Annotated in this window: 10 protein-coding genes and 3 pseudogenes; 3 read left to right on the forward strand and 10 right to left on the reverse strand. The window is 71.7% G+C overall.

What is annotated here, in order from left to right:
* Positions 1-39: 39 nt before the first annotated feature.
* The 6 genes from IEY86_RS14590 to cbiQ form a co-directional block, all read right to left on the reverse strand.
* Positions 40-537 (reverse strand): universal stress protein, encoded by a 498-nt coding sequence (locus IEY86_RS14590; RefSeq protein ID WP_189132086.1) that lies wholly within the window; start codon positions 535-537, stop codon positions 40-42.
* A 193-nt stretch (positions 538-730) separates the two neighbouring features.
* Entirely contained in the window at positions 731-1,519 is a 789-nt protein-coding gene (locus IEY86_RS14595; RefSeq protein WP_189132087.1) for an SDR family NAD(P)-dependent oxidoreductase, read from the reverse strand.
* Between the two features lie 217 nt (positions 1,520-1,736).
* The gene (locus tag IEY86_RS14600) at positions 1,737-2,168 is read right to left on the reverse strand and encodes an organic hydroperoxide resistance protein (RefSeq protein ID WP_189132088.1); all 432 of its coding nucleotides are present in this window, start codon (positions 2,166-2,168) and stop codon (positions 1,737-1,739) included.
* Between the two features lie 156 nt (positions 2,169-2,324).
* Entirely contained in the window at positions 2,325-2,765 is a 441-nt protein-coding gene (locus IEY86_RS14605) for a MarR family winged helix-turn-helix transcriptional regulator (protein WP_373287025.1), read from the reverse strand.
* A 47-nt stretch (positions 2,766-2,812) separates the two neighbouring features.
* Positions 2,813-3,631 carry an energy-coupling factor ABC transporter ATP-binding protein gene (locus IEY86_RS14610; RefSeq protein WP_189132089.1) on the reverse strand — a complete coding sequence of 273 codons (819 nt, stop codon included), beginning with the start codon at positions 3,629-3,631 and terminating at the stop codon, positions 2,813-2,815.
* Positions 3,628-4,392, reverse strand: a complete 765-nt coding sequence (gene cbiQ / locus IEY86_RS14615; protein WP_189132090.1) for a cobalt ECF transporter T component CbiQ — start codon at positions 4,390-4,392, stop codon at positions 3,628-3,630. Before cbiQ ends, IEY86_RS14610 begins: the two co-directional genes overlap by 4 nt.
* Here cbiQ and IEY86_RS38070 point away from each other — a divergent pair.
* A pseudogene (locus IEY86_RS38070) lies at positions 4,391-4,462 on the forward strand (hypothetical protein); the annotation flags it as partial. The gene cbiQ and the pseudogene IEY86_RS38070 overlap by 2 nt on opposite strands.
* 89 nt (positions 4,463-4,551) lie before the next feature.
* Here the strand turns inward: IEY86_RS38070 and IEY86_RS14625 are convergent.
* Positions 4,552-5,789, reverse strand: a pseudogene (locus IEY86_RS14625) (energy-coupling factor ABC transporter permease); the annotation flags it as partial.
* A gap of 234 nt (positions 5,790-6,023) precedes the next feature.
* Between IEY86_RS14625 and IEY86_RS14630 the strand changes: the two are divergent.
* Both IEY86_RS14630 and IEY86_RS38495 read left to right on the forward strand, forming a co-directional pair.
* Entirely contained in the window at positions 6,024-9,269 is a 3,246-nt protein-coding gene (locus IEY86_RS14630; RefSeq protein WP_189132092.1) for a S41 family peptidase, read from the forward strand.
* A gap of 432 nt (positions 9,270-9,701) precedes the next feature.
* Positions 9,702-9,866 (forward strand): annotated as a pseudogene (locus tag IEY86_RS38495) (LppU/SCO3897 family protein); the annotation flags it as partial.
* Between the two features lie 138 nt (positions 9,867-10,004).
* On the opposite strand, the gene IEY86_RS14635 reads toward IEY86_RS38495, so the two are convergent.
* The 3 genes from IEY86_RS14635 to IEY86_RS14645 form a co-directional block, all read right to left on the reverse strand.
* Positions 10,005-11,321 (reverse strand): LmeA family phospholipid-binding protein, encoded by a 1,317-nt coding sequence (locus IEY86_RS14635; protein ID WP_189132093.1) that lies wholly within the window; start codon positions 11,319-11,321, stop codon positions 10,005-10,007.
* A gap of 166 nt (positions 11,322-11,487) precedes the next feature.
* Positions 11,488-12,054 carry a hypothetical protein gene (locus IEY86_RS14640; RefSeq protein WP_229698427.1) on the reverse strand — a complete coding sequence of 189 codons (567 nt, stop codon included), beginning with the start codon at positions 12,052-12,054 and terminating at the stop codon, positions 11,488-11,490.
* 57 nt (positions 12,055-12,111) lie between these two features.
* Entirely contained in the window at positions 12,112-12,477 is a 366-nt protein-coding gene (locus IEY86_RS14645) for a hypothetical protein (RefSeq protein WP_189132094.1), read from the reverse strand.
* Between the last annotated feature and the right edge of the window lie 64 nt (positions 12,478-12,541).

Raw genomic sequence — 12,541 nt, forward strand, 5'->3', positions numbered from 1 at the left:
AGACGGGGCTGACGGCAGCGGACCACCGTGAATCGGCGGCTACGGGACCACGGTGACGGGCCAGCGACCGGCGCGCACCAGGCGCACGGCGACGGAACCGGCGATCCGGTGCCCCGCCTGCGTCGAGGCGCCGACCAGCACTCCGTCGGCGCGGACCTCGTCGGCCGTGCGCGCCAGCTCGGTGAAGACATCGCCCCGCACGGTCCTGAACTCCCAGTCGTGCTTGCCGAGCTCACCCATGTACTCACGGATGTTCCGCGCGAACTGCTGGGCCAGTTCGTCATGCGTGCCCGCGATCATCGCGGCCGAGGCGGCGCTGACGCCGACCGTACCGCCGAAGGACTTGACGTAGAGGAAGACCAGGCGGGAGTTCTGGCGGCGAGCCAGTCCTACGGCGTAGGCGGCGGCGCGCACGGAGGTGTCCGAGCCGTCGATGCCGACGACCAGCACCTTGGGGCCGTCGGTCCCCAGTTCGAACCCCTGGGGCCGGACCTGCTCTTCCCGGCCGCCCCGCTCTTCCCGTTCCTCCGCTGCCATGCGACAAGCATGGCATGTACAACAACGGGCTCGGCGACGGCCGTCGTCAGTCGCCCGTCGCCCGTCGCCCGTCGCCCGTCGCCCGTCGCCCGTCGTCAGTCGTCAGTCGCCCGTCGCCCGTCGCCCGTCGCCCGTCGTCAGTCGTCAGTCGTCAGTCGCCCGTCGCCCGTCGTCAGTCGTCAGTCGTCAGTCGTCAGTCTTCGAAGGGGCCCAGCATCCCGAGGTTGGCCACGAGCAGGCCGCCGTCGACGGGCAGGGTGACCCCGGTGATCCACGAGGCATCGCAGGATGCCAGGAAGGCGCAGGCGGCGGCGATGTCCGAGGGCTCGCCCACTCTGCCGAGCGGGTAGTGGCGGACCACCCGTTCCAGGAACTCCGCCCCGCCCTCGCCATCCCAGTTGGGGGTCCTGGTGGTGCCGGGTGCGACAAGGTTCACGCGCACCCCGTGCCTGGCGTACTCGACGGCGAGCGTGCGGGTCAGCGAGGAGAGCCCGGCCTTGGCCGCGCTGTAGGCATGGTCGCCGAAGTACATCTGCCCGTTGACCGAGCCGATGTTGACCACCGCGCCCCGGCCGGAGGCGATCAGATGCGGCATGGCCGCCTTGGCGCAGCGGAACGCCCCGGTGAGGGTGATGTCCATGTCCCGGGCCCACCCCTCCTCGGTGAGGTGTCTCAGGTCGCTGCCTGCGCCGACCGAGGCCGCGTTGTTCACGAGCACGTCGAGCCGGCCGAACCGTTCCACCGCCGCCACGACAGCGGCGTTCACCGACTCCGGGTCGGCGACGTCGCACAGGTGGGGGAACGCCGAGTCCGCCGATCCCGTGGCCTCCCCGATACGGCGCGCCGCCGCCTCGGCCTTGGCGCTGTCCCGGTCGGTGACCGCGACCCGGGCGCCCTCGCGGGCGAACCGCAGCGCGATCGCCTCGCCCATGCCCTGGCCCGCGCCGGTCACGAACACCGCGTGCCCCTCGAACCGTGCCATCGCGCCTCCCCTGGGATCCCGGCGTCCGAACGGCCGGGTCTGCGGAGATCAACTCCAGCACCCGCCCGCCGCATTGATCAAGACCCGTGCACGGGATCCGCGACCCGCGCCCGCGCAGACGGAAGGCCCCCGACGCGTGCTGCGGTCGGGGGCCGGTCCGAAGGTGCCGGGGTTCAACGCCGGGGGGCGGCGCTGAACCGACGCCGAGCGACGGGGCTCAGGCGGCGACGGTGAGCGCCACGTCGATGTTGCCGCGGGTGGCGTTGGAGTACGGGCAGACCTGGTGCGCCTGCTCGACCAACTGGCGGGCGGTGGCCTCGTCCACGGACGGGATGGTGACGAGTAGTTCGACGGCGAGGCCGTAGCCCTGCTGTGCGTTCGGGCCGATGCCGACCTTCGCCGAGACGGTGGAACCGGTGATGTCGGCCTTGAGGCGGCGGGCGACGACACCGAGGGCGCTCTGGAAGCACGCGCTGTAGCCCGCGGCGAAGAGCTGCTCGGGGTTGGTGCCCTCGCCGTTGCCGCCGAGCTCCTTCGGAGGGGCCACGGCCAGGTCGATGTGCCCGTCGGAGCTGGTGATCCGGCCGTCCCGGCCGCCGTGGGCGGTGGCCTCGGCGGTGTAGGCGATCTTGGTCGGCTTGGTGGACATGGTGGGGTCCTTCCGTTTCGTTCGAGACTGCCGGACGAGAAAAACTGTACACGTTTTAATCGCGCACAATGCTTCTCGGCCGCGAAGAGTGACGCACCGCACACCCATGGAGTGCGAAAAGACCCGGGACGGCAGGGGCAGGCCCAAAGGGCGGCGTCAGGACATACGGTCGGCGATCTCGCGCAGCTTCTCCCGCAGCGCGATCGCCTCCTCCACCGTCACCCCGAACGCCCTGCCCATCGACTGGGGCACGCATTCGGCGTCCTGGCGCAGTGCCTCGCCCTTGTCCGTGAGCACCACCAGCACCGAGCGCTCGTCGTCCGGACGCCGCTCACGCCGCACCAGCCCGGAGGTCTCCAGCCGCTTCAGCAGCGGCGACATCGTCCCGTAGTCCAGGTGCAGCGCTCGAGCGAGCTCCTTGACCGGCACGCTCCCGCGCTCCCACAGCACCAGCATCACCAGGTACTGCGGGTAGGTGATGCCCAGCTCGTCCAGCAGCGGGCGGTAGGCCGAGGTCACCGCACGCGAGGCCGCGTACAGCGCGAAGCACAGCTGGTCGTCCAGGGAGAGGGACGGCTTGGTGGTCTGCTCGCTCACAATTCCATTGTGCACGACTGAACTGCGGCTGCCGGCAGCTGCCGCGGCTACCGGGCGGGCACCACCACCGAACGGGGGTCGAAGCCGAACGGCAGCTCCAGCCGGTGCTCGCTCATCAACGTGTCGTCGCACAGCAGAGCCTGTGTGGGCCCGTCCGCAGCGACCACCCCTTCGGAGAGCACCACCGAGCGGGGGCACAGCTCCAGCGCGTACGGCAGATCGTGGGTGACCATGAGCGTGGTCACGTCGAGCGAGCGCAGGATGTCGGCGAGCTCGCGGCGGGCGGCCGGGTCGAGATTGGACGAGGGCTCGTCCAGGACCAGGATCTCCGGCTCCATCGCGAGCACCGTGGCGACCGCGACGCGGCGGCGCTGGCCGAACGAGAGGTGGTGCGGCGGCCGGTCGGCGAACTCCGCCATGCCCACCTGCCCCAGCGCCTTCCCCACCCGCGCGGCCAGTTCCTCCCCGCGCAGCCCGGTCGTCGCCGGACCGAAGGCCACGTCCTCGCGGACCGTGGGCATGAACAGCTGGTCGTCGGGGTCCTGGAAGACAATGCCTACGCGGCGCCTGATCTCCTTGAGGTTCTTCTTCTCCACCGGCAGGCCACCGACGCGCACGGTGCCGCGCCCGCCTCCGAGGATGCCGTTGAGGTGGAGGACGAGGGTGGTCTTCCCGGCCCCGTTGGGCCCGAGGATCGCCACCCGCTCCCCGCGGCCGACCGCCAGATCGACACCGAAGAGCGCCTGGTGCCCGTCCGGGTAGGCGAAGGCGAGGCCCTCGACGGACAGGGAACCGGCGTCAGGCGCGGCGGCGGATGCACCGGCGGGCGTACCGGTCCTCGCGGCGTCGGCGTCCACGGTCGTCATAGCGTCCACCATCCCATCAGGCACACCGCGAGCGCCGCGGCGGGCAGGGCGACGGCCGTGGCCCACTGGGCGCGGGTGGCCGTCACCTCGTCGATCACCGGCATGGTCCCGGCGTAGCCGCGGCTGACCATCGCCAGGTGCACCCGCTCGCCCCGCTCGTAGGAGCGGATGAACAGCGCGCCCGCGGACTTGGCCAGCACACCCCACTGCCGCACTCCCCGCGCGGTGAAACCGCGCGACTCCCTGGCGATCCGCATCCGCCCCATCTCGGCGGTGATCACATCTGCGTACCGGATCATGAACGAGGCGATCTGTACGAGAAGCGGGGGCATCCTCAGCCGTTGCAGCCCGAGCAGGAGCTCACGCAGCTCGGTCGTGGAGGCCAGCAGCACCGAGGCGGCGACACCGAGTGTGCCCTTGGCCAGGATGTTCCAGGCGCCGAGCAGTCCCGGAACGCTCAGCGACACACCGAGGACCTCCGTGCGCTCACCGTTGGCGAAGAACGGCAGCAGGAACGCGAACAGGACGAACGGGATCTCGATCAGCAACCGCCTCAGCAGGAACCCGAACGGCACCCTGGCCACGGCGGCGACGGCCACCAGCAGCGCCGCGTACCCGGCGAACGCCCCGTACGCCTCGCGCGGGGTGGCCACCACGACGAGCACGAAGGCGAAGGTGGCGGCGAGCTTGCAGTGCGGTGGAAGCCGGTGCACGGGCGAGTGCCCGTGGCGGTACATCCGGTGCGCGTGACCTGCGCCCATGGCCGTCTACCGCGACCTGTCGGGGGACGGATCGGACTTGTCGGCGGCGGACCTGTCGGCGGCGGAGCTGTCGGGGGCGGAGCTGTCGGGGGCGGATTTGTCCGCGATGTGGGCAGAACGGTCGGGGGCGGGGGCGGACCTGTCGAGGGCGGGGGCGGGACGGCGGCGGACCACCCAGAACACCCCGGTGCCGACGGCCAGGGTCGCACCCACGCCGATCACACCCGCGAGGCCGCCGGACAGCCGTGGATTGTCCACGTTCTTGGTCTGGTACTCGGCGAGCGGCGAGTCGGAGAGACGGTGGTCCTCGGCCTTCCGGTCGATGCCCTGGTCCTTGGCGACCTTCTCCAGCCCGTCGGGCCGGCTGGAGGCGTAGTAGCTGAAGAACCCGGCCAGGAAGAGGGCGAGGATGACACCCGCGATCCAGAAGACGCGGTTGTCGTGCAGGGACCGGCGCACAGCGGTCATGGGCCGTGCGGTCGTGGGCCGTGCGGTCGTGGGCCGTTGCGTTGCGGACCGAGCAGTCATGGTTCGTCGCCCTCTCAGGCCTTGGCGTCCTGCGGTCTGTCGCGGACGCCGCTCGGAGTCGTCCTCCCGGCGTCAGCGGGCGCGGCGGGCGCGCTGTGCCTGGCAGGCGCTTCGGGCGCTTCGGGCGCGGCGGGCGCTTCGGGCGCGGCCTTCTCGGGCCTCCCGTGCCCGTCCTGCGCGGCCTTCGCCGTCCCCGGCCGGGTGTGCAGTTCGAGTGGGCGCTCGAGGCCCCGTGCCCCATGCACCAGGTCCGGACGCACGGCGAGCACACTGCCCACCGTGAGCGCGGTGATCGCCGCCTCGCCGAGGCCGATGAGGACATGCACGCCGATCATCGAGCCCGCCACCTTGCTCAGTGGAACGTCGGTGACGCCGCCGACCGCGTAGATCACGGTGAACACCGCGGCGGCAGCGGGAACGGAGGCGGCGGCGGCCACGAAGGCGGCCGCGGTCACCGAGCGGCGGCCGCGCGGCAGCACCTTCACCAGCAGCCGGAACAGGACGTAGGCGACCACGACGGTGGTGATCGCCATGTCCGTGACGTTGACTCCGAGCGCCGTCAGACCGCCGTCCGCGAAGAGGAGCCCCTGCATGAGGAGCACCACCGATACGCACAGCACTCCGGTGCAGGGGCCGACGAGTATCGCCGCCAGCGCACCGCCGAGCAGATGCCCGCTGGTGCCGGCGGCGACGGGGAAGTTCAGCATCTGCACCGCGAAGATGAACGCCGCCACGAGGCCGGCCAGCGGGGCGGTGCGCTCGTCGAGTTCGCGCCGGGCACCGCGGAGGCTGACCGCCACACCGGCTGCCGCGACGGCTCCGGCCCCGATCGACACGGGGGCGTCGATGAAACCGTCCGGTACATGCACAAGCGGTCCTTTCCGAGCCGTTCGCCCTCGCGTGTCGCAGCTTCGGCGCCGCACCTTCTTGATGATACCGACCAATTGCGAGTGATTCGCAAGAGCACTGATGATGCGGACAGGAGCGCGGGCACTCCGGCACCCGCGCGAGCCGCGACCGGGGCGACGGGGCGCACGCCCGTCCGCACCCTGCTCCCGTGCGGCCCCGAGCCCGACTTGCCCGCTCCCCCCGCCCGGTCGAGCATGAATGGTGTGACCCCTGGGGCGTATCTGCGCTATCCGCACCTGAACGGCGATCTGCTCGTCTTCGTCGCCGAGGACGACATCTGGCTGACCGAGACGACCGGCAAGAGCCGGGCCTGGAGGCTGACCGCGGACCGCACCCGGGTCGGCCACCCGCGTCTTTCGCCCGACGGCGGCCGGGTCGCGTTCACCTCCTGGCGCAGCCTCGACTCCGAGGTCTACGCGGTGCCCGTGGACGGCGGCCAGACCTCGCAGCTGACGTACTGGGGCAGTGTGGACGCGAGCGTCCGCGGGTGGACTCCGGACGGCCGGATCCTGGCCACGTCCTCGCACGCCCAGCCGTTCTCGCACTACGAGTGGGCCTACACCGTGCCCGTCTCGGGAGGCCCCGGCGAGCGGCTGCCCTGGGGTCCGGTCGCCGATCTCATGGTCACCGGCCGGCACACCCTCCTGCTCTGCGCCGCCGCCCCGCACGAGCCCGCCTCCTGGAAGCGCTACCGCGGCGGCGCCACGGGACGGCTCTGGCTCGACCTCGAACCCCTGCTCCACGACCTGGGCGGGCACTTCTCCTCGCCCATGCTGGTCGGGGAACGGGTGGCGTTCCTGTGCGACCACGAGGGCATCGGCAATCTCTACTCCTGCCGGCCCGACGGCACCGACCTGCACCGGCACACCGACCACGCCGACTTCTACGCCCGGCACGCCTCCACGGACGGGCAGCGCGTGGTCTACCAGTGCGCGGGCGAGGTGTGGATGCACGAGGATCTGACCGACCCGGCCGGGCGCCCCCGCCGCCTCGACATCGAACTCGGCGGCCCGCGCACCGGCCGCCGCCCGTACCAGGTGCCCGCGGGCTCCTACCTCCAGGGACTGGCGTGCGACCGGACCGGCCGGGCGAGCGCGGTGTGCGTTCGCGGCGGCCTGTACTGGCTGACCCACCGCGACGGCCCCGCCCGGGTCATCCAGGACACCCCGGGGGTGCGGGTGCGTCTGCCCGAGATGCTCGGCAGCACCGGCCGCGTCGCCTGGATCAGCGACGCGGAGGGCGAGGACGGCATCGAGGTCGCCGAACTCCCCGGCCGCGCCGAGCGGGCGGCCACCTCACAGGGCGAACCGCAGGAGGGCGAAGGCCCGCGCTCCTTCGCCTCCGGCAGGCTGGGGCGCGCTCTGGAGATGGCCTCCTCGCCCGACGGCGCCACGCTGGCCGTCGCCTCGAACGACGGACGGCTCCTGCTGGTCGATGTCGGCGACGGCGAGGTCACCGAGCTGGTCCGCTCCGACAATGGGCCGGTCAGGGGGCTGTCCTTCTCCCCCGACTCCGCCTGGCTCACCTGGTCACAGCCCACCCATGGCCGCTCGCTGAGCCGGATCATGCTCGCCAAGCTCGACGACGGGTATGTGGCCGAGGCGACCACGGGCCGGTTCGAGGACGAGCGGCCGGTGTTCACCCGTGACGGGAAGTACCTGGCCTTCCTGTCCTGGCGCGGATTCGACCCGGTCTACGACGTCCACACCGGGGACTACTCGTTCCCGCTGGGCTCCCGCCCGTATCTGATACCCCTGTCCTCCTCGACGCCGTCCCCGTTCGCCCTGCCCGTCGAGGGGCGGCCCCCCAGCGGTGGCCTGGACCCGGCCGAGACCGGCGACGCGCAGCTGACCGTCGACCTCGAAGGGCTCGACTCGCGGGTCACACCGTTCCCCGTCAGCGCCTCGAAGTACTCCTCGCTCACCGCGGTCCAGGGCGGGCTGGTCTGGATGCGGTGGCCGATCTCGGGCGCGCTGGGCGAGACGTTCGCCAACCCTTCGGACACCTCGGGCCGCCCGGCGCTGGAGTACTTCGACCTGGCCAAGGGCGCCCGGGTGGAGCTGATGGCGCATCTGGACTGGTTCGCGGTCAGCGGTGACGGGCGCAGGATCGTGGCCTGCGAGGAGGGCAGCCTCGGGGTGATCCCGGCCAATGAGCGCGACCCGGACGCCGTTGTCCTGATCGACCTGCGCCGCATCCTGCACGAGGTGGACCCGGCCGCCGAGTGGCGCCAGTCCTACGACGAGGCCGGGCGGATCATGCGGCACTACTTCTGGGCCGAGGACATGTGCGGTGTCCCCTGGGACGACGTCCTCGACCAGTACCGGCCGCTGGTGGAGAAGGTCGCCTCACCGGACGAGTTCGCCGACCTGTTGCGCGAGGTCTTCGGTGAACTCGGCACCTCGCACGCCTATGTCACCCCGGCCCGTCGCAACGAGGGCCCCGCCGCCTACCAGCGCCCCATCGGCCTGCTCGGCGCCGACTTCGCCCGCGACGAGGAGGGCGACTGGCGGCTGACCCGGATCCTGCCCGGTGAGTCGTCCGACCCCCGGGCCCGCTCCCCGCTGGCGGGGGCCAGGGTCCACCCCGGCGACACGCTCACGCACGTGGACGGGCGGCCGGTCCAGCCCGGCACCGGGCCCTGGCCGCTGCTGGCGGGCGCGGGAGGAACGACCGTGGAGCTCACCTTCCGCTCGGCGACCAGCGGCCGGGCGCTGCGGATCGCGGTGGTCCCGCTCATCGACGAACGGCCGCTGCGCTACCAGGACTGGGTGGCCGAACGGCGGGCGGTGGTACGGGAACTGAGCGGCGGCGATTGCGGCTACCTGCACATCCCGGACATGGGCGGCTCGGGCTGGGCGCAGTTCAACCGCGACCTGCGCGTGGAGATGACCCGCCCCTCGCTCATCGTGGACGTGCGCGGCAACGCGGGCGGCCATATCTCCGAGCTCGTCGTCGAGAAGCTCTCCCGCAAGATCATCGGGTGGGACGCCACCCGCAACGCGCAGCCGGTCTCGTACGCGAGCGACGCCCCGCGCGGCCCGCTGGTCGCCGTCGCCGACTACGCCACCAGCTCGGACGGCGACATGATCACGGCGGCGGTCAAACTCCTGGGCATCGGGCCGGTGGTGGGCTCGCGCACCTGGGGCGGAGTGGTCGGCATGACCGGCAGGCACGGCCTCGGCGACGGAACGGTGATCACGGTCCCGATGAACGCCGCGTGGTTCGAGGCGTACGGGTGGGGGGTCGAGAACCACGGCGTGGAGCCGGACATCGAGGTGCAGCGCACCCCGAAGGACTGGGCCGAGGGGCGCCACATCCAGCTGGCGGCGGCGGTCCACAAGGCACTGGAACTGCTGGAGACCCATCCGGTCGCCGCACCGCCCGACCTCTCCTCCCGCGCCGACCGCAGGAGGCCACCCCTGCCCCCGCGCTCCTAGCGTGCACGGCCCGACGGCCGTGGCGCGCCACCCGTCCCACCCGTCGGCGACCATCGCCGGACCCGCCAAGAACCCCAGGATGGAGGGCCCGTTCTGCCGTACCTGCGGCACGGCCACCCACCGCGAGATGACGTCCAAAACGCTGCTCGAGGGATGGTGGGGCCCGCTGTCGTTGTTCATCGCCCCCTCACCGTGCCGGCCAACCTCGTTCCACGGGCGCGCTTCAACCGCCTGCCGCCGCCCTCGCGCGGATGGCGGCCACCCCTCGCCCCGGGAAAGCCGGTGAGGCGCCGCCCCGGAGGCCTTTTCCTTCTCACCTCGCCGGTGCTGGCCGTGCTCTGTGCTGTCGCCATGAGCACGTTGAACGCGGCCGGGCGGAGCGGGAACGGCACCGGCTCCGGCAGCGCTTCCGCGTCGTCCCTGGACGTCGGCATGTGCGTACGCAACAAGGCCACCTCGGCCGGTTGGGAGCTGGAGGTCGTCGACTGCGACTCCGGCCGGGCTCAGTACCGCGTGACCACCGAACGCGACGCCACCCACGACTGCGGCCCCGGCGAGCAGGAAACCGGCCCGTGGTACGGCCAGGACGCCGACGCCACCTTCTGTCTCAGAAAACTCGCTGCGCGAGCACCTTCGGCGGACCCGGGGCAGGGCAGCGCCGTCCGGTTTCTCCCCGCCGATCAGGCAGGTTGCGAGGGGCCGGGGCCCCGCGGGCATGCTCGGGGAAGGGCCCGTTCACTTCTTGCGCGCCCCACCGAACGGCACATCGGTACCCTTGACCGCCGCCCGGATCCCGTCGTGCCCGACGGCGACGTGCTCCAGCCACACATGGCCGGGGAGCTTCGGCAGGCGGACCTCGAGCGAGAGCTTGTCCGCGAGCTGGGGAGCCCTCAGCTTCGTCAGGCCCTCGATCAGCGCCGGGTCGATACCGATCCTGCGCAGGATCCCGGGGTGCTCGACGACGGCGTCGGCCACGTTCTGCCGGCACAGCTTCTCGACGAAGTGCGGCGACCCCGTGATCCGGTGCAGTGACTCGTCGCTGCGCCGTGCCCGTTCCGCCATCGCCGGGGTGACACCGAGCCTCTTGGCGATCGACGGCACCGACAGCAGCGCCCTGGCGTTCGCGGCGTCGCGGCTGATCCGCTCGGCCGTCGGCCGCGCCAGGCGGGGCCCACCGTCCTTGCCCGGCCGGTAGCTGAGCAGGTCGGCGACCGCCAGGCGCATCCCGTCGATGCGGACGGCGATCTCACGGTCACCGTCTCCCCTGACATGCGCCTCGGCCCTGACCAGCACCGTGCGGCCCGCGACGGGCAGTTCACCGCGTGCGAGCACCGAGTTCCCGTTGGCCCGGGTGTATCTGACCTGGGAGGTGCCGAGCTCACGGCTGAGGTCGTCGAACCTCAGCAGTGCCTCGCCGCGCATCCGGCCGACCACCGCGCCGCGCACCGAGGACGGCAGATCGCCCACGATGCGCACGTCGTGCACCTCGCCCTTGACCTGCGCCACCGACACCCGACCGGCCGACAGATCCGGGACGGTGGCGTCCACCGTGCCCAACCGACCGTCCAGGAGCTGGGTGAGGAACGGGAAGCCGCGGATGTGCACCTCGGGCTCGGCCTGGAGGTGCAGGGACTGCTTGAGCTTCTCCTCCGCCTTGTTCTCGGCGTAGAGCACGGCCCAGCGGTCCACGACGAAGAGGAAGGCCAGACCCGCGGCGAGGAGGATCACGACCTTCAACGGCAGTGAGACGGCGGCGAACCGGCGCCGGCGCCGTCTGCCGGCCCTGCGCGGTATCGGCTCGTGGTCGCCGGGACCGTCGGGACCGCCGTCGGCACCGCCGTCGCCCTCGAGCCCGAAGCCGAGCCCCAGCAGTCCGCCGCTCCAGTCGTCCGGCTCGGCGTCCGTCTCCTGGTCCGCCTCATCGCCCGGAGGAGACAGGGCCGACAACTCCTCGTAGGGGTTGGGACTTCGGGTCCAGTAGGCCGAGTCCGCCGAATCCGTTAACAGCGGCTGCGGATACGGCGGCGCCATACGTGTGGGGGAAGGTCGCATCGAACCATCCCAACACGATCACCGCGGTCGAACGCAAGCCCCTACAGGCAAAATGCAGCACATGTCTCGGTGCCGAAGCTATAGCCACTCCTCCGCTTCCCTGAGCACCTGCGGTCGTGCTTCGGCAGGTCGCGGACCGCTCAACTCGGCGGCCGGTCGCCCCCCGTCAGCTGTAGGCGATCGGGCACTCGCGGCGTAGCGAGTGCTCGGCGGCACGCAGGTACACCGCCGTGTAGAACGCGGCGTCGAGATCGCCGCTCCATGGGCCGGGATACGTGCCGACCGCCTCCCCGACAGCCGGGCCGTCGAACCAGTTGACGATGTCGAGGTTGCCGGAGGTCCGCGGTATCCCGGGGGGCAGCGCCATACCGTCCGCGAGCCGCCGCGCCGCATCGAGCGCCCGATGCGCGCTGCGCACGGTCGTGGTGTCGTCGTGGTCCGAGGGCACGGGCAGGACAAGGGCACCGTCGAACTCGACAGGTATCAGCAGGTCCCAGTCGAGCAGCGCGTCGGGCCCGCCGGCCTGCTTCCGGCACAGGTCCGCGAAGCTGTCGATCGGCCGGTTCATCTTCTCCTCGAACGAGACCCCGGCACCGGGCCCGCCCGGCTCCGGTGCCGTGAATCCCTCCCACCCGCGCCGCTCCAGTTCGGCGTCCAGCGCGACAGCCACCGCCCCCAGGACCTCGCCGTCCAGCCAGTCCCGCGAGTCGATGCCCACCAGATAGATCCCCACGGACCCCAACGTACGGCCCGGGACCGACAGCCGTCTCCCCGTGGGGGGCGATGCCGGTCAGACCTCCAGGTCGCCTTCGAGACGGCGGAGCTTGTGGCGGGCCAGGGCCAGGTTGCCGCGGCTGCGGTCGAGGGCGAGGTAGAGGAAGAGCGAGCCGCGGGTGGTGGCGAGGGGGCGTATGAGGTGGTACTGCTTGCCCAGGGTGATCAGGATGTCCTCGACGGAGTCCTGCATGTCGAGTGTGGCCAGGGTGCGCACCTTGGCCCGCACGACCTCCGTGTTCCCCGCGGAGGCCACTTCGAGGTCGAGGTCCGGGCCACCTCCGAGCGTCCCGAGCGACATACCGCTCTCGTAGTCCACGAGGGCGACGCCCAGAGCACCGTCCAGCGTCATGGCTTCCTTCAGCGTGGTCTCGACGTTCATGCAGCGACCCTCGATTCTTTCCTGATCCCCACAGCGGCGATCATGAAGCGATCAAACAACAGTG

This window comes from Wenjunlia tyrosinilytica, assembly GCF_014646055.1.
GTDB lineage: Bacteria > Actinomycetota > Actinomycetes > Streptomycetales > Streptomycetaceae > Wenjunlia > Wenjunlia tyrosinilytica.

Coding starts and splice junctions, on each gene's coding strand:
- IEY86_RS14590 (WP_189132086.1), bottom strand. CDS start 537: ATGGCAGCGGAGGAACGGGAAGAGCGGGGCGGCCGGGAAGAGCAGGTC.
- IEY86_RS14595 (WP_189132087.1), bottom strand. CDS start 1,519: ATGGCACGGTTCGAGGGGCACGCGGTGTTCGTGACCGGCGCGGGCCAG.
- IEY86_RS14600 (WP_189132088.1), bottom strand. CDS start 2,168: ATGTCCACCAAGCCGACCAAGATCGCCTACACCGCCGAGGCCACCGCC.
- IEY86_RS14610 (WP_189132089.1), bottom strand. CDS start 3,631: ATGACGACCGTGGACGCCGACGCCGCGAGGACCGGTACGCCCGCCGGT.
- cbiQ (WP_189132090.1), bottom strand. CDS start 4,392: ATGGGCGCAGGTCACGCGCACCGGATGTACCGCCACGGGCACTCGCCC.
- IEY86_RS14630 (WP_189132092.1), top strand. CDS start 6,024: ATGAATGGTGTGACCCCTGGGGCGTATCTGCGCTATCCGCACCTGAAC.
- IEY86_RS14635 (WP_189132093.1), bottom strand. CDS start 11,321: ATGCGACCTTCCCCCACACGTATGGCGCCGCCGTATCCGCAGCCGCTG.
- IEY86_RS14645 (WP_189132094.1), bottom strand. CDS start 12,477: ATGAACGTCGAGACCACGCTGAAGGAAGCCATGACGCTGGACGGTGCT.